Below are 16623 nucleotides of genomic sequence, written 5' to 3' on the forward strand. Positions count from 1 at the left end.
CTGATAATCTCTTAAAATATTAGCTAAAAAATCAAGTTAATATTTGAAATAAAAAAAAGAAAGGGGCTTTTTGTCCAATTTTTGTGGTCAAAAAGTTCATTGAGAGAATATAATGAGTATTAGAGAAGTAATCATGGACTATCTTGAGAATAGTTCAAAAAAAGCACTGTCAGTAGAAGAATTGTCAGTTGCGTTACATATGAATAAGGCTAAAGATTACAAAGTATTTGTCAAAACTTTAGCTTCACTAGAAGCCGAGCATTTGCTTAATTTTACTGCAAAAGGTAAAGTTGAACTAGCCGAAAAAGAAGAGGCAAAAGTTGTCATCAGCGGAATTTTCCGGGCCAATGCAGCTGGCTTTGGTTTTGTCAGCATTGATGCTGAAGAACCAGACGTTTTTGTCGCAAGAGGCCAAACGGCTTTCGCCCTTGATGGTGACGAAGTTTTTATTGAAATTGATAAAAATGCCAATGCGCTCAAAGGAACTTCTGCTGAAGGGCATGTTGTCGAAATCATTCGCCATGACGTCCATCAGGTTGTTGGAACTTTTGTAGCTTTGAATGATGATGAAAAAGAGCAAACAGGACTGATTGGTTTTGTTAAATCTCGGAATAAAAAAATCCCTTATCGTGTTTATTTAGGAAATGAAGGTTTAATTCCTGAAAATAAAGCGATTGTTCGTGTTGAAATCACTCATTATCCAGATAAGGAATTTCCACAGACAATGCAAGGATTAGTCACTGAAATTATTGGTCAAGCAGATGACCAAGGAATTGACGTTTTGGAAGTTTTGGCTTCAATGGATATTGTTTCTGAATTTCCAAAAGAAGTTTTAGACCAAGCTGAAGCTGTTCCAGAAGAAGTTCCAGAAAATGAAATTGTGGGACGAGTCGATTATCGTAATGAAATCACTTTTACAATTGATGGAGCAGACGCAAAAGACCTTGATGATGCTGTGCATGCTAAACGTTTGGAAAATGGAAACTATGAATTAGGAGTACATATTGCGGACGTTTCACACTACGTCACTGAAAATTCTCCATTAGATAAAGAGGCTTACGAACGTGGAACATCTGTTTATGTGACGGATCGTGTAGTTCCAATGCTGCCCGAACGTCTCTCTAATGGAATTTGTTCATTGAATCCTCGAATCAATCGTCTAACACAGTCTTGTGTCATGGAAATTAGTCCTGAAGGTCGAGTGATCAACTATCAAATTTCTCAATCAATTATTAAAACGACAGAAAGAATGACTTATGATGCCGTTAATCAAATGATTGCAGGAGATGAGGCAGCACTTGAAAAATATGCTAAAATTGCAGATTCTGTAAAAATAATGGTTGAACTTCACCATATTTTAGAAGCCATGCGTAAAAGACGCGGGGCCATTGATTTTGATACAGTAGAAGCTAAAATCATTGTCAATGAAAAAGGATTGCCAATTGAAATTAGAAAACGAACACGTGGCATTGCTGAGCGAATGATTGAATCATTCATGCTTGAAGCGAATGAAACAGTTGCGACACATTTTGAAGCGTATGGTCTGCCTTTTATCTATCGGATTCATGAACAACCAAAAGCTGATAGATTGCAACGTTTTATTGATTTTGCGGCAACTTTTGGAATGCAGATTGAAGGAACTTCAAAAGGCATTGATCAGAAGGTTTTACAAGCTTTCATGAAGAAAATTAAAGGTCAGCCTGGCGAAATGGTCTTGTCAACTATGTTGTTACGGAGTATGCAACAAGCGCGTTATTCAGAAAACAATGAGGGTCACTTTGGTTTAGCTGCGGAAAATTATACGCACTTTACTTCACCAATTCGTCGATATCCCGATTTGTTGGTTCATCGATTGATTCGTGAAATTGGTGAGGGGAAAACACCAGCTAATATTTTACAAAAATGGGAAGATAAAATTCCTGAAATTGCAGAACATTCTAGTCATCGTGAACGCCGAGCGGTTGATGCTGAACGTGAAGTTGAAAAAATGAAAAAAGCCGAATTCATGGAAGAACATGTGGGTGAAGAGTTTGAAGGGATTATTGCTTCAGTTACTCGTTTTGGAATGTTTATTGAACTTGAAAATACGATTGAAGGTTTAGTTCATATTTCAACGCTTAAAGGTGATTATTTTAATTATCAAGAACGAATGTTGGCGCTTATTGGCGAACGAAGTGGACTTACCTTTAAAATTGGTCAGCCTATTAAAATAAAAGTTGTCAAAGCTGATAGAATGACTGGGGAGATTGATTTTGAATATCTACCTTCAGAATTAGATTTGATTGATAAAGCAGCGAAAGCGAAGAAAAAACCTGATCATAAAGGTCGCAAAAAATCAAATCAATCTCTTAAGGTTAAATCAGTAGCGCCAAAATCTACTGACAAATCTGCTAATAAATCAAAAAATGGCAGAAGAGCTGACGAGAAATCTGAATTTGATAAAAAGAAAAAGAAATCAGCCAAGAAACCATTTTACAGTAAAGCTGCTAAGGGCAAATTTACTGACAAAAAAGGTAATGGCAAAAAATTTACTGACGGAAGAAAAAAGCCACATAAAAGAGGCTAAAATTTGAGAGAAAAAAATATGACAACTTTGAATTTAGAAAAAACAGCCTTGGTTATTATTGACCTACAAAAAGGAATTGCAGGGCGTGAGGGATTTGCTCCTTATTCTGCCCAAGAGGTTTTAGCTAAAAATAAAGAACTTGTAACAAGTTTAAAAAATACAGGCGCTTTAATTGTTTTTGTTCACGTCAAAAACTACGGTGGCGAAACTTTAAAACCAAAAACTGACAATCCAGCTGTTGCACAAGGACGAATTCCGGCAGATTTTGCTGATTTTGTCATGCCTGAAGCTTATGATAAAGAATATAATAATGTCATTCATGTCGCTAAACATAACTGGGGCGCATTTTACGGCACGGATTTAGATGTCCAATTACGTCGTCGTGGAATTGATGAAATTCTCTTGACTGGAATTGCTACAACGATCGGTTGTGATACTACGGCCCGTGAAGCTTTCCAGCATGGTTATCAAGTTATTGCTATTGAAGATGCAATGACAGATTTTAATGGGCAACTCCATCAAGGAATTGTTGAGGGAATTTTCCCACGCCTTGGACGAGTTCGCTCAACACAAGAAGTTTTAAAAATGATTGAAGAAAGTAAATAAGTTTGGGATAAATATTTTACTGACAGACTGTTTAGGAGTGGCTGTCAGTAAATTTTCCTAGAATTATTTAGTGAATAATATGAAAAATCGCTTAAAGTTAATTGGAAAAATCCTTGTCAGCATTATTTTAGTATTTGCTCTGATTATTGGGTCTTATGTCATCTATGTTTATGCACAATATCATCGCCTTCCTAATGATATGAAGCAGACAATTAAAAATCCTCAAACTCAGCAAGTTGAGCTGGGGCAAACCTATAAAATGATGACTTTTAATATCGGTTATGGTTCTTACCCTCCTTCTTTCAATTTTTTCATGGATGGTGGGGATGATGTGCGAGCTTATAGTAAATCTGCTGTCAAATCTGCAATTCAAGAAGATATCAGACTTATTAATAAAGAGAAGCCAGACTTTGGAAATATTCAAGAAATTGATTGGCAAGGCGATCGCAGCCAACAAGTAAATGAACCTCAAATGGTTCGTGCTGGCCTTCCCGATTATACCAGTGTTCTGACACAGAATTACGATTCAGCCTATCTTTTTTATCCGGTGACCAAGCCAATTGGAAAAGCTAAATCTGGAATTATGACTTATTCTAAATATGAAATTGAAAGTTCAACAAGATATAAGTTGCCTATCGAAACTAATTTTAATAAATTTTTTGATTTAGACCGAGCTTTTTCTGTCAGTATTTTGCCAATTAAGAATTCAGATAAAAAATTCGTCATCTTTAATACACATCTGTCAGCATTTATCACTGACCAAAAAATTCAAAAACAACAATTATTGACTTTATTTGATGAGATGAAAAAGTATGTTTCTAAAGGAGATTATGTCATTTGTGGGGCTGATTATAACCATGCCCTAGCTGGTAAAGCTCATCCAGAATTAACATGGATGAAGGAATTTCCCACGGAAAATTTGACAAAAGGAATGCGAGTGGTCGCACCAACCAATGCCCCAACTGTTCGTTCACTTGATTATGCCTATGATAAGAAAAATCCAAAAAATACATTTGGAATTATTGACGGATTTCTTGTTTCAAATAATATAAAAGACTTAAAAATACAAACCATTGATAATCAGTTCAAATCATCGGACCACCAGCCGGTCGTCATGGATTTCTCTTTGGAAAAGTAAAAAAAGCGCTAAGCGCTTTTTTATTTTACTTAAAAATAATTCCCAGTAACAACGTAAGGGCAAGAGAAGCATTAAATAACATCAGATTGTCAATTTGAAGGTGGAAAGTCTCTGATTTACTTTGTTTGGCTCTAAACTTTTTAATATTAGGAATAACTTTCAGGGCAATGATGCTCATTAATAATGACCAAATTGGTAAAATTCCCAAAGCAACGGCAATTAAAATACAAAGTCCAGCAAATAAATATAGTCCAGTAAATACTTTTAAACTGAGTGGAATCTTTAGATAATAAGGTAAAGTATAACGCTCATTGCGAATGTCCTGTTCTAAATCGCAAATATTATCAGAAAACATAATATTAAAATTTTGAACAAAACACATTAGACCGACTAGAAGGATTGGTAAAAGAATTTTAAAGTCCCAAGTCCATGTCATGAACCAATTCCTGTCAAAATTAATGAAAAAATAGCCTTTATCATAAGAATTAATATAGACAGCAAGGAAAAAACCAAAGAACCCTTCGCAAAGACCCGCTAAAATTTCGCCCAAAGGAAAACGAGAAAAAGCAAAAGGACCATAAGTATAGAAAATAGCAATTAAGAAACAAAGTCCACCAATTGGTAAAATCGCAAGATTAGTTAAGAAAAGAACAATTAGTCCAACGACTACATCAATCGCTAAAAGTGCCAAACAAATGTTTAAAGCAAGTTTAGGATTAATCGATTTAGCAACGATAATATTCCATTTCTTATACTCAGGATCAAGTGCTTTTTGATAATCCATCAGATTATTCCAAGCCGAAACAAAAAGATTAATGCTTGCTAAACCAATAAAAAATAGAAGCGTAGGCCAAAAATGAAAACTTCCAAAGTACCAAAAGGCAAAAAGACAGCCAGCAATCGGTGATAATAATGCAGCGGGCAAGGTTTGAATACGTGTAAAATTAAAAAAAGTTTTTAAAGTCATGATAAGCTGATTATAGCAAAAACTAGCCAATAAATCATGGATGATTTTGACTGACAGAGCTGTCAGCAAAAGTTTATTTTACTGACAAGAAAATTGACTGAAAATTTAAATAAAAATGTTATAATAGGATAAAAATTTGAATGGAGAAACAAAATGCGCGCAGTTGTAACAGTAGTAGGAGCAGATAAAATTGGGATTGTTGCTGGAGTCACAGCAACATTGGCAGAACTTGAAGCAAATATCATTGAAATTTCACAAACCTTGATGAGTGGAGCTTTTACTATGATGATGGTAGTTGAAACACAAAATAGTGATTTTTCAGCCTTTCAAGCAGAACTTTCAAGAAAAGGTGAAGCCTTGGGTGTCAATATTCATGTTCAAAATGAAGCAATTTTTAACGCCATGCACAAATTATAATTTACTGACAGAAAAAAATTAGCCAATAAATGACTTTTATTTAAAAGTATTTTTACTGACAGCACGAAAAAAATTTCTGTCAGTAAAATTTTAATCAAAACTAAGGAAATTAAATAATGGATATTCAAAATATCAAAGAAACAATTGCGATGATTGAAGAACAAAATTTCGACATTCGCACAATAACAATGGGAATCAGTCTTCTTGATTGTATCGATGCTGATATTGATAAAGCAGCTGAAAAAATCTATCAAAAAATTGTCAAAAAAGCAGGAAAACTTGTTGAAGTAGGTAACGAGATTGGACATGAACTCGGTATTAAAATTGTTAATAAACGTGTTTCTGTAACACCCATTGCAATTATTGGAGCAGCAACAGCTGCTGATGATTACACACCACTTGCTCTTGCGATGGATCGTGCAGCAAAAGAGATTGGCATTGACTTTATTGGTGGCTATTCTGCTCTTGTGCAAAAAGGCTATCAAAAAGGTGATGAAATTTTGATTAAATCAATGCCTAAAGCACTAGCAGCAACTGAGCGCGTATGTGCTTCGGTAAATGTTGGTTCAACTAAAACAGGTATTAATATGACAGCAGTTCGAGATATGGGTGAAACCATCAAAATCATGTCTAAAGGTGATAAATGGCTCAATGCCAAACTTGTTGTCTTTGCTAATGCCGTTGAAGACAATCCATTTATGGCAGGAGCTTTTCATGGAGTTGGGGAAGCAGATACGATTATCAACGTCGGAGTTTCAGGACCTGGTGTAGTTAAACGTGCTCTTGAAAAAGTCCGCGGAGAATCTTTTGATATTTTAGCCGAAACCATTAAAAAGACAGCTTTTAAAATTACAAGAATTGGTCAACTTGTTGGTCAAATGGCTTCAGAAAGACTTAATGTTGAATTTGGAATAGTTGATTTATCACTTGCACCTACACCAGCAATTGGCGATTCGGTTGCACGCGTTTTGGAAGAAATGGGACTTGAAACTGTTGGGACTCATGGAACAACAGCCGCCCTAGCCATGCTTAATGACGCTGTGAAAAAAGGCGGAGTTATGGCAGCTGAACGTGTTGGTGGACTTTCAGGCGCCTTTATCCCAGTTTCAGAAGATGAAGGAATGATTGCCGCTGTCAATTCTGGGGCATTGAATATTGAAAAATTAGAAGCCATGACTTGTGTTTGTTCAGTTGGCTTGGATATGATTGCAATTCCTGAAGAAACACCGGCATCTACCATTGCAGCAATGATTGCTGACGAAGCCGCCATCGGGGTCATTAATCAAAAAACGACAGCAGTACGGATTATTCCAATGGGCAAAGAAGGCGAACAAATTGAATTTGGTGGACTTTTCGGTGTAGCACCAGTTATGAGAGTAAACAAAGCATCATCAGCAGATTTTATTGCTCGTGGCGGTCAAATTCCAGCACCAATTCATTCATTTAAAAACTAAAAATACTTTTAAAATTCAGCTCCTAAATATTTCTAAAAAATGATGAGCGCTTCCAAAAATGATATAATAGAAGAAGTGAAAAAATACGGAGGTTATTTTATGGCTTACAAAGTGAATTTTAAAGATGTAGAAACAGTTGGCTTGGAAACTTCGCCGGTAGCTGATGCTTTAGCAGGTTTACGAGCTAATGAAGCACGTTATTTTTGGAATAAGTATAAATTTGAGTATTTCACATATCCAGCTCATGAAAAAGCCGACGAAGTCGCTTTGTTTGAGAAAATTTTACTTGAAGAACGTAATTTAAAATTTTCAGCAAAAATACTCGAAGTTGCTATCTATGAAAATGATGAACTCTATTGGCCTGAATTCTATTACGAAGATGGTATGGTTTTAAATCTACTCTATGAAAAAGTTGGACAAGCGGGCAAGAAACCAAAACGGGCAGTTGGAATAAAGTTGTCAGTGGGTATGGAAATCCCCAAAGAACTTGAGGGAAAATTCAAATTTGCACGCCAACGTTCAAAACTCGCAGGTGAGATAAGAGGTTCCTACTTTACAATTAAACAGGAATGGCTGTAATTTTCTATATAGATAGAAATATCCTATCGTAATTTTTTTGTTAGAATCATTAAAAAGGGGAGTAGAAATGGTAAATATTTATTTAGTTCGACATGGAAAGACAATGTTTAATACAATTGGTAGAGCGCAAGGTTGGTCTGATACACCTTTAACTGCGGCAGGAGAACAAGGAATTATTGAACTTGGTCTAGGCTTCAAAGAAAAAGGTATTAAATTTGACCGAGCTTATTCATCTGATTCTGGACGTACAATCCAGACAATGGGTTTTATCTTGGCTAATTCTGATAATGAAGGAATTCCATACACTTATGATAAAAGAATCCGTGAGTGGTGTTTTGGTTCATTTGATGGTGGCTATGACGGAGAACTTTTTGATGGCGTTCTACCAAGAATATTTACTGAAACTGGAAATCATCATACCGACGAATTTCCTCCAGATGAAGTAATTGCTAATGCGATTTTTGAAGTTGATACGGCTGGCTGGGCTGAACCATGGGAAAAACTTTCAGGACGTATCATGGACGGTTTTACAGATATTGCCAAGGAATCTGAAGCAAAAGGGGCTAAAAATATTGTTATTGTCAGCCATGGAATGACCATTGGAACTTTTGTAAAACTCGCTCACCCAGAACTCCCTCGTCCACATGGTCTTGATAATGGTTCTGTCACTCATTTAAGTTTTGAGGATGGAAAATTTACCATTGGAAAAGTCGGAGACATGTCTTATCGAGAAATAGGGAGTGAAAAGTTAGCTAAAAAATGAAAAAAAGAATAACATTTAGTTTAACCGTGCTTGTTCTTTTGATCATTGGCGCTTTGGGATTTATTTTATTTACCAATGATAAGTCAAATTCAACAAACGAATCATCTAAAAAAACAAGTATTTCGTCTTCTAAAGAGGCGGCAAAGAAAAAAGATTTACCTGACGCTAAACAATCAGATTGGGATTTAGTATTGGTGAGTCGAAAATCACCTAAAGATGAAATGAACCCAACACTGGCAACCGTAAATGGGATTCAAGTTGATCAAAGGATAGCATCAGCGGTTCAACAATTTTTAGCAGCAGCCCAACAAATATCACCAGCTGAACATTTAATCTCAGGTTATCGGTCAGTCTCATATCAAGAAGGGCTTTATCAATCTTATGTCCAAGCAGAAATGAATGGTCAAGGAACAGTAAATTCTAGTGGAAATCCAATTTCAGAAGAAGAAGCGATAAAAAATGTACAAACTTATTCTCAGCCGCCAAGAAGTTCAGAACATCAAACAGGATTAGCGATTGATATGAGTAATATTGATAGCCTAAATGAGAGTCAATATGCAAAACAAGTTGCAGCAATTGCTCCCAAATATGGATTTGTTCTTCGTTTTCCAGAAGGGAAAAAGGCAGAGACAGGAATTGGTTATGAAGACTGGCATTTTAGATATGTTGGTTTAGAAAATGCTAAATATATGACCGAACACAATCTTACTTTAGAAGAATATCTAAAACTATTACCAGCATAAAGGAAATGAAATCATGCTAAACCGAACCAGACTTCTACTCTATGTTAATGTTGCTCTATTTATTTACAGTGTCTCGGAAATGATTAAAGTTCTCCTTGTTCATAATAATTTCTTTAGTCAATTTTTTAATAACTTATCGACAAATATAAAAACATTAACGACTAAAATTTCGTCAACAATTACGAGTTGGCAAAGTTTAATCTATTTATTGATTTTTGCTTTATTAATCTTTCTATTATTGAAATTTTGGCGTTTTACTTTTATACTTTTAGAAATTATTTCGGCACTTTTGATTATAGATTATGCCATACTTTTCATTCAACATGAAGTAAAGTATGAAAGCCTCTTTGTCATTGCTGTAATGGTAATTACAGTCATGAATATTTGGCAAACATCCAAAGATTCCAATCTTTTATAAATGAAATTAGCACTCTAATAAAAAGAGTGCTAATTTTTATGTCTTTTTGCTTGACAAGGTATAAACAAAGGGTTATAATAAATTTGTTAGCACTTAGAGATGAAGAGTGCTAAAACAGAAAAAAGCTTGTAGATACTAAACAGAAGTCAAAGGCTCAAGAAATTTTTGAGCTTGCGAAAGAAGTTTTGCCGAACTTCTTATCTGTGGAGAAAGGAGTAGTCATGATTACAGAACGTCAAAGACAAATTTTAAATTTGATTGTTTCTCTTTATGCCAAAGAGCATACGCCAATCGGTTCAAAGTCGCTCCTTGATAGTATTCAAGCTTCTAGCGCTACAATCCGAAACGACATGAAAGTTTTGGAAAAACTAGGCTTGATTCAAAAAGAACACACCTCAAGTGGACGTGTTCCAAGTGTTTCAGGTTATAAGTATTTTGTAGAAAATGTCATCCAGTTAGATGAATTTAGTCAAAATGACTTATTTAAAGTGATGAAAGCTTTTGATGGTGATTTTTATCGCCTATCTGACCTGTTTAAAACAGCAGCTAAAAGTTTATCAGGACTCACTGGTTTGACAAGCTTTGTTCTTAATGCTCCCCAACGTGACCAACAATTAGTTTCATTTGAAATGGTCATGCTGGATAGTCATTCAGTACTTTCAGTTATAACATTAGGGACTGGTGAAGTAAGAACAAATCAATTTATTCTTCCAAAATCGATGACCGAAGCTGATTTAGCAGTCTTTAGTAATCTAGTTAAAGAACGTCTGGTTGGTAAAAAAGTGATTGATATTCACTATACTTTACGAACAGAGATTCCACAGATTGTTCAGCGTTATTTCAAAGTTACGAGTGAAGTTCTCCAACTCTTTGAATCAATTTTTGATGATTTGTTCAAAGAACGGCTGACCGTCGCTGGGCGTAAAAATATCTTTGATTATGCAACTGACAATCTTGCAGAATTATATAAACTCTTTAGCGATGATGAACGGATGCTTCATGAAATTCGCGAAATCACTAATAACGATGAAATGCGTGCCGTTAAATTTGACAATGACGAAAAATACATGAAAAATTTAACGATTATTTCGCAAAAATTTGTTATCCCATATCGCGGTTTTGGTACTCTAACAGTCGTTGGACCTGTAGAAATGGATTATCAAAGGACGTTATCAGTTCTTGACTTAGTTGCTAAAGTTTTAACTATGAAGCTGAGTGACTATTATCGTTATCTTGATGGTAACCATTATGAAATTAGTAAATGATAAAAAAGTTATTTAAAAAAGGAGGGCCTATGTCCGAAGAAACTAAAGAAGAAATCAAAAATGAAAAAGTTGATGAAGAAGTGACTGAGGAGTTAACAGAGGAAGCACTTGAGGATATTGTTGAAGAAGAAATCAATGAACTTGATGAAGCACAAAAGTTAGCGACTGAGTGGGAAAATAAATTCCTTCGCGTTTCTGCAGAAATGCAAAACGTACAACGTCGTGGAAATGAAGAACGTTTGCAACTTATCAAATATCGTTCACAAGATTTAGCAAAAAAAATCTTATCTTCACTAGATAATCTTGAACGTGCACTTGCTGTTGAAGGATTAACGGATGATGTTAAAAAAGGCCTTGAAATGGTCCAAGAAAGCTTGATTTCAGCACTTAAAGAAGAAGGCGTTGAAGAAGTTTCTTATGACAGTTTCGACCATAATCTTCACATGGCTGTTCAAACTGTCCCAGCTGATGATGAACATCCAGCTGACAGCATCGTGCAAGTTTTCCAAAAAGGTTACCAACTTCACGAACGTTTACTTCGTCCAGCAATGGTTGTCGTAGCACAGTAAATTAAAAAATAAATTGACCGCAAAGTCTTTAAACTATTCATAAGTAATAAGAAATAAAGGAGATTTAATAATATGTCTAAAATTATCGGTATTGACCTTGGTACAACAAACTCAGCAGTAGCAGTTCTTGAAGGAACTGAATCAAAAATTATTCCAAATCCAGAAGGAAATCGTACAACACCTTCAGTTGTAGCTTTCAAAAATGGTGAAATCATTGTCGGTGACGCTGCAAAACGTCAAGCGGTAACTAACCCAGAAACAATTATTTCTATTAAATCAAAAATGGGAACATCTGAAAAAGTTTCTGCAAATGGTAAAGAATATACACCACAAGAAATTTCAGCAATGATTCTTCAAAACTTGAAAGCTACAGCAGAAGCTTATCTTGGAGAAAAAGTAGAAAAAGCAGTTATCACTGTACCTGCATACTTCAATGACGCTCAACGTCAAGCAACTAAAGATGCTGGTAAAATTGCTGGTCTTGAAGTAGAACGTATCGTTAACGAACCAACAGCAGCAGCTCTTGCATATGGTCTTGATAAAACAGATAAAGATGAAAAGATTCTTGTATTTGACCTTGGTGGTGGTACATTCGACGTTTCAATTCTTGAACTTGGTGATGGTGTCTTTGATGTTCTTGCAACTGCTGGTAACAACAAGCTCGGTGGTGATGATTTTGACCAAAAAATCATTGACTGGATGGTTGCCGAATTCAAGAAAGAAAACGGAATTGACCTTGCCCAAGATAAAATGGCTTTGCAACGTTTGAAAGATGCTGCTGAAAAAGCGAAAAAAGACCTTTCAGGTGTAACAACTACTCAAATCAGCTTGCCGTTCATCACAGCCGGTGCTGCTGGCCCTCTTCACTTGGAAATGGCTTTGACTCGTGCTAAATTTGATGAATTGACACATGATCTTGTTGAAGCGACACGTCAACCAGTTCGCCAAGCCCTTTCTGATGCTGGCTTGTCAACTTCTGATATTGACGAAGTTCTCTTGGTTGGTGGTTCAACTCGTATCCCTGCTGTTGTTGAACTTGTTCGTCACGAAACAAACAAAGAACCAAATAAATCAGTAAACCCTGATGAAGTTGTTGCTATGGGTGCAGCAATTCAAGGTGGTGTGATTACTGGTGACGTTAAAGATGTTGTTCTCCTTGACGTTACTCCACTTTCACTTGGTATTGAAACAATGGGTGGTGTCTTCACAAAATTGATTGACCGTAACACAACTATCCCAACTTCTAAATCACAAGTCTTCTCAACTGCTGCTGATAATCAACCCGCTGTAGATATTCATGTCCTTCAAGGTGAACGTCCAATGGCAGCTGATAACAAAACTTTGGGTCGTTTCCAATTAACAGATATCCCTGCAGCACCACGTGGTATTCCACAAATCGAAGTAACATTTGATATTGATAAAAATGGTATTGTTTCTGTTAAAGCTAAAGACCTTGGTACACAAAAAGAACAAACAATCGTTATCAAATCAAACTCAGGTCTTTCTGATGAAGAAATTGATAAAATGATGAAAGATGCTGAAGCAAATGCTGACGCTGATGCAAAACGTAAAGAAGAAGTTGATACACGTAATGAAGCTGATGCTTTAGTTTTCCAAACTGAAAAAACTTTGAAAGACCTTGAAGGAAAAGTAGAAGAAGCTGAAGTTAAAAAAGCTGAAGACGCTAAAGAAGAACTCAAAAAAGCGCTTGAAGGTGAAGATATTGATGATATCAAAGCTAAATCAGAAGCACTTTCTGAAATCGCTCAAAACCTCGCTGTAAAACTTTATGAACAAGCAAATGCAGCTCAAGGTGAAGCTGGACAAGCAACTGATGCTCAAGAAGCTCCAAAAGATGATAATACATTTGATGGTGACTTTGAAGAAAGCAAATAATAATTTATAAAAGCACTGATTCTTTTTTCAGTGCTTTTTTTTATAAAAATTGGACAAAATAGACATGTTGTCTAAAAACTATTTCAGATTCTTGCAATCATTTTCTTCTTGTACTATGATGAAATTAGTAAGAGATTGGAGGAGAATTAGAAGTAAAGAGACTAAAAAATTTAGTCAAACTGATGTTGTTTAGATTAGAGGAGGTTAATTATTATGCGTTATACAAATGGAAATTATGAAGCTTTCGTTCACCCAAGAAAACCAGAAAATGTTGATCAAAAATCAGCTTATATTATTGGGGCAGGCCTTGCAGGGCTTGCAACAGCAGTATTTTTAATTCGTGACGGTCAAATGTCAGGGGACCGTATTCATATTTTAGAAGAGTTACCATTGTCAGGAGGTTCTCTTGACGGTTCCTTTATTCCACATGATGGTTTCGTTGTTCGTGGTGGACGTGAAATGGAAAACCATTTTGAATGTCTTTGGGATTTATTCCGAACAATTCCGTCATTAGAAGTGGACAATGCATCTGTTTTAGATGAATTTTATCGAATTGACCGGGATGACCCAAATTCATCTAACTGTCGTATTATCCATAATCGTGGTGAACGGGTTGATGATGATGGAAAATTTACCCTAAGTCCAAAAGCTCAAGAAGAAATAATCAAATTATTCATGACTAAAGAAGAACTACTTGTAGGTAAAACAATAGAAGATTGCTTTACTGATGAGTTCTTCGAATCAAATTTTTGGCTTTATTGGTGTTCAATGTTTGCTTTTGAAAAATGGCATTCAGCTATTGAAATGCGTCGTTACATTATGCGTTTCATCCACCATATTGAGGGGTTACCTGATTTTTCTGCCCTAAAATTTACAAAATATAATCAATATGAATCGCTAGTAAAACCATTAATTTCATACTTAAAAGATTATGGAGTTGATTTTAAATATGGAGCACAGGTTGAAAATGTTGAAGTTGACTTTTCAAATGGCAAAAAGGTAGCAAAAGCTATTGTATTTGCTGACAAAAAAATAAAAGAACTGACAGAAAATGACTTAGTTTTTGTCACAAATGGTTCAATTACAGAAAGTTCAACTCAAGGTTCACCAACACAAGCTGCTCCGAAAACTAGTGAACTTGGTGGCTCTTGGAAACTTTGGCAAAATTTAGCTAAACAATCAGAAGAATTTGGACATCCAGATGTTTTTTGTAAGGACATTCCAAAAGAAGCTTGGGTTGTATCAGCAACTGTCACTTGGAAAAATTTAAAGATTCAACCTTATTTTGAAAAATTAACACATCGTCAATTGCGTTCAGGAAAAGTTGTCACAGGCGGAATTATTACTGTTAAAGATTCAAATTGGCTCCTTTCATTTACAACTCACCGCCAACCTCATTTTAAAGAACAAAATGACCAAGAAACAGTAACTTGGGTTTATGGTCTTCTTTCAAATACACCTGGGAACTATATCAAAAAACCAATTGAAGATTGTACAGGTGAAGAAATTACTCAAGAATTACTTTATCATTTAGGAATGCCAGAAGAAAAAATTGAAGCATTTGTTAAAGAAAATACTAATACAATTCCAGTATATATGCCTTTCATTACTTCTTATTTCATGCTTCGTGAACCAGGGGATCGCCCTCTTGTAGTACCTGAACAATCAGTAAATTTAGCGTTTTTAGGAAATTTTGCGGAAACTGAGCGTGATACAGTCTTTACAACAGAGTATTCAGTCAGAACTGCGATGGAAGCTGTTTATCAATTATTAAATGTTGATCGCGGTGTTCCGGAAGTCTATGCTTCGGCTTATGATTTGCGAACTTTAGCAAGTTCAGCCTACTATCTATCAGATAAGCAAAAATTAGAAGATTTAGAGCTCTCATTTATTAAAAAACAAGCGCTCAAAGTTGGACTTAAGAAAATCAAAGGAACATATATTGAAGAACTTCTAGAAGATGCGGGTCTGATTTAAAAATTAAATGAAGTCACAAGAAATAGCGAAGGAGCAACCTTCGCTATTTTTGATACAATTATTCTTATGATTGAAGAAAATTTATACCAAGAGCTTGTTAAAATTAGACATTATCTTCATGCCCATCCCGAAATATCAGAAAAAGAAGTTGAAACGACAAAATTTATTCGTCAAAAATTAGCAGATTGGCAAATTGAAATAATGGATAGTCAGCTTAAAACAGGACTTGTTGCAAAAATTGGCTCAGGAAAACCGATTATTGCGCTAAGAGCAGATATTGACGCCTTACCTATTCTAGAAGAAACAGGATTAGAATTTTCCTCTGTAAACAAAGGAGCAATGCATGCTTGTGGTCATGACTTACATATGACAAGTCTTTTAGGAGCTGCTAAAATTCTAAAAGAGAAGGAAAGTCAGTTTAGTGGGACAATCAAACTTATATTTCAACCTGCCGAAGAAATTGGCGAGGGAGCCAAAGAAGTTCTAAAAACAGGATTAGTTTCAGATGTTCAAGCTTTTATTGGCTACCATAATATGCCTACTTTGTCAGCTGGAGTAATTGGCTTACGTGAGGGTGGAGTAATGGCAGCCGTTGAACGTTTTGAAATTTTAATAAGAGGTCAAGGAAGTCATGCGGCATATCCGCAAGAAGGTCAAGATTTGATTTTAGCTAGTGCTGCGATTGTTCAAAATCTACAACAAATTGTTTCTAGAAATATTTCACCACTGAGAGCTGCTGTTGTATCTGTCACACACATTGAAGCCGGAAATACTTGGAATGTTTTACCAAACAATGCTCGTTTAGAAGGGACAATAAGAACTTTTGACAATGAAGTACGTTCCTTAACAAAGAGAAGATTCAGTCAAATTATCGAGGCCACTGCAAAAGCTTATGATGTTGAACTAGAGATTAAATGGTTAATGGAAGCGGACCTTACGTTCAACGATTTCGAGTTGACAGATGTTATCAGGAAAAGAACCGAGCAATGGCATGATAAGGTAGTATATCCAGAGCCATCAAGTGCGGGGGAAGACTTCGCTAATTATCAAAAGCAAGCTCCAAGTGTCTTTGCTTTTATTGGTTCAAATGAACAAGGGGCCTCTGGACTTCATTTTGCTGATATGGTCGTTCAAGATGAAACTCTAAAAGTTGCTGTTGACTACTATTTGGAAAGCGCTCATCAATTACTCGAACACTTTAAATAAAAACTATTATTAGATAGTTTTTTATTTTTGAGTTTTTTTGGAAGAAAATGATAGTTAAT

Annotated in this window: 15 protein-coding genes; 14 read left to right on the forward strand and 1 reads right to left on the reverse strand. The window is 35.6% G+C overall.

Annotation, left to right across the window (positions count from 1 at the left end):
• Nucleotides 1-112 precede the first annotated feature (112 nt).
• The 3 genes from rnr to IAE52_RS00535 all read left to right on the forward strand — a co-directional run bounded on the left by rnr (nt 113) and on the right by IAE52_RS00535 (nt 4310).
• Nucleotides 113-2566: a ribonuclease R gene (gene rnr / locus IAE52_RS00525; RefSeq protein ID WP_109990827.1), complete on the forward strand. Its 2454-nt coding sequence runs from the start codon at nt 113-115 to the stop codon at nt 2564-2566.
• Between the two features lie 18 nt (nt 2567-2584).
• Entirely contained in the window at nt 2585-3172 is a 588-nt protein-coding gene (locus IAE52_RS00530; RefSeq protein WP_058206796.1) for an isochorismatase family protein, read from the forward strand.
• Between the two features lie 79 nt (nt 3173-3251).
• On the forward strand, nt 3252-4310 hold the full coding sequence (locus IAE52_RS00535) for an endonuclease (RefSeq protein ID WP_010905645.1): 1059 nt from the start codon (nt 3252-3254) through the stop codon (nt 4308-4310).
• A 25-nt stretch (nt 4311-4335) separates the two neighbouring features.
• Here the strand turns inward: IAE52_RS00535 and IAE52_RS00540 are convergent, their stop codons facing one another.
• A complete protein-coding gene (locus tag IAE52_RS00540) occupies nt 4336-5277 on the reverse strand; it encodes a UbiA family prenyltransferase (protein ID WP_109991414.1) in 942 nt (313 codons plus the stop codon).
• Between the two features lie 153 nt (nt 5278-5430).
• Here IAE52_RS00540 and IAE52_RS00545 point away from each other — a divergent pair, with 153 nt between their 5' ends.
• The 11 genes from IAE52_RS00545 to IAE52_RS00595 all read left to right on the forward strand — a co-directional run bounded on the left by IAE52_RS00545 (nt 5431) and on the right by IAE52_RS00595 (nt 16564).
• Nucleotides 5431-5694, forward strand: coding sequence for an ACT domain-containing protein (locus IAE52_RS00545; RefSeq protein WP_003130922.1), 264 nt, complete (start codon nt 5431-5433; stop codon nt 5692-5694).
• A gap of 116 nt (nt 5695-5810) precedes the next feature.
• Nucleotides 5811-7148: a PFL family protein gene (locus IAE52_RS00550; protein WP_003130925.1), complete on the forward strand. Its 1338-nt coding sequence runs from the start codon at nt 5811-5813 to the stop codon at nt 7146-7148.
• 99 nt (nt 7149-7247) lie between these two features.
• A complete protein-coding gene (locus tag IAE52_RS00555; RefSeq protein ID WP_033900051.1) occupies nt 7248-7727 on the forward strand; it encodes a hypothetical protein in 480 nt (159 codons plus the stop codon).
• A gap of 67 nt (nt 7728-7794) precedes the next feature.
• On the forward strand, nt 7795-8490 hold the full coding sequence (locus tag IAE52_RS00560; protein WP_003130927.1) for a histidine phosphatase family protein: 696 nt from the start codon (nt 7795-7797) through the stop codon (nt 8488-8490).
• A complete protein-coding gene (locus IAE52_RS00565; protein WP_109990828.1) occupies nt 8487-9233 on the forward strand; it encodes a M15 family metallopeptidase in 747 nt (248 codons plus the stop codon). The genes IAE52_RS00560 and IAE52_RS00565 overlap by 4 nt, the downstream gene beginning before the upstream one ends.
• Nucleotides 9234-9246: 13 nt before the next feature.
• The gene (locus IAE52_RS00570; protein WP_017864407.1) at nt 9247-9651 is read left to right on the forward strand and encodes a hypothetical protein; all 405 of its coding nucleotides are present in this window, start codon (nt 9247-9249) and stop codon (nt 9649-9651) included.
• A 221-nt stretch (nt 9652-9872) separates the two neighbouring features.
• Nucleotides 9873-10916: a heat-inducible transcriptional repressor HrcA gene (gene hrcA / locus IAE52_RS00575; RefSeq protein WP_010905650.1), complete on the forward strand. Its 1044-nt coding sequence runs from the start codon at nt 9873-9875 to the stop codon at nt 10914-10916.
• A 29-nt stretch (nt 10917-10945) separates the two neighbouring features.
• On the forward strand, nt 10946-11485 hold the full coding sequence (gene grpE, locus IAE52_RS00580) for a nucleotide exchange factor GrpE (RefSeq protein WP_033900047.1): 540 nt from the start codon (nt 10946-10948) through the stop codon (nt 11483-11485).
• A gap of 72 nt (nt 11486-11557) precedes the next feature.
• A complete protein-coding gene (gene dnaK / locus IAE52_RS00585) occupies nt 11558-13381 on the forward strand; it encodes a molecular chaperone DnaK (RefSeq protein ID WP_015426235.1) in 1824 nt (607 codons plus the stop codon).
• Nucleotides 13382-13594: 213 nt separating this feature from the next.
• Nucleotides 13595-15358 carry an oleate hydratase gene (locus IAE52_RS00590; RefSeq protein WP_109990829.1) on the forward strand — a complete coding sequence of 588 codons (1764 nt, stop codon included), beginning with the start codon at nt 13595-13597 and terminating at the stop codon, nt 15356-15358.
• Between the two features lie 66 nt (nt 15359-15424).
• Nucleotides 15425-16564, forward strand: coding sequence for a M20 peptidase aminoacylase family protein (locus IAE52_RS00595; protein WP_109990830.1), 1140 nt, complete (start codon nt 15425-15427; stop codon nt 16562-16564).
• The last annotated feature ends 59 nt before the right edge of the window (nt 16565-16623 follow it).

It is taken from the genome of Lactococcus sp. S47 (assembly GCF_016517475.1).
In the GTDB taxonomy this organism is placed as follows: Bacteria; Bacillota; Bacilli; order Lactobacillales; family Streptococcaceae; genus Lactococcus; species Lactococcus lactis.

Excerpts from the sequence above, each read along its gene's own strand:
- IAE52_RS00545 (WP_003130922.1), top strand. The coding sequence starts at position 5,431 with ATGCGCGCAGTTGTAACAGTAGTAGGAGCAGATAAAATTGGGATTGTT.
- IAE52_RS00540 (WP_109991414.1), bottom strand. The coding sequence starts at position 5,277 with ATGACTTTAAAAACTTTTTTTAATTTTACACGTATTCAAACCTTGCCC.
- IAE52_RS00595 (WP_109990830.1), top strand. The coding sequence starts at position 15,425 with ATGATTGAAGAAAATTTATACCAAGAGCTTGTTAAAATTAGACATTAT.
- IAE52_RS00535 (WP_010905645.1), top strand. The coding sequence starts at position 3,252 with ATGAAAAATCGCTTAAAGTTAATTGGAAAAATCCTTGTCAGCATTATT.
- grpE (WP_033900047.1), top strand. The coding sequence starts at position 10,946 with ATGTCCGAAGAAACTAAAGAAGAAATCAAAAATGAAAAAGTTGATGAA.
- dnaK (WP_015426235.1), top strand. The coding sequence starts at position 11,558 with ATGTCTAAAATTATCGGTATTGACCTTGGTACAACAAACTCAGCAGTA.
- IAE52_RS00550 (WP_003130925.1), top strand. The coding sequence starts at position 5,811 with ATGGATATTCAAAATATCAAAGAAACAATTGCGATGATTGAAGAACAA.
- IAE52_RS00560 (WP_003130927.1), top strand. The coding sequence starts at position 7,795 with ATGGTAAATATTTATTTAGTTCGACATGGAAAGACAATGTTTAATACA.
- IAE52_RS00530 (WP_058206796.1), top strand. The coding sequence starts at position 2,585 with ATGACAACTTTGAATTTAGAAAAAACAGCCTTGGTTATTATTGACCTA.
- IAE52_RS00555 (WP_033900051.1), top strand. The coding sequence starts at position 7,248 with ATGGCTTACAAAGTGAATTTTAAAGATGTAGAAACAGTTGGCTTGGAA.
- rnr (WP_109990827.1), top strand. The coding sequence starts at position 113 with ATGAGTATTAGAGAAGTAATCATGGACTATCTTGAGAATAGTTCAAAA.
- IAE52_RS00590 (WP_109990829.1), top strand. The coding sequence starts at position 13,595 with ATGCGTTATACAAATGGAAATTATGAAGCTTTCGTTCACCCAAGAAAA.
- hrcA (WP_010905650.1), top strand. The coding sequence starts at position 9,873 with ATGATTACAGAACGTCAAAGACAAATTTTAAATTTGATTGTTTCTCTT.
- IAE52_RS00565 (WP_109990828.1), top strand. The coding sequence starts at position 8,487 with ATGAAAAAAAGAATAACATTTAGTTTAACCGTGCTTGTTCTTTTGATC.
- IAE52_RS00570 (WP_017864407.1), top strand. The coding sequence starts at position 9,247 with ATGCTAAACCGAACCAGACTTCTACTCTATGTTAATGTTGCTCTATTT.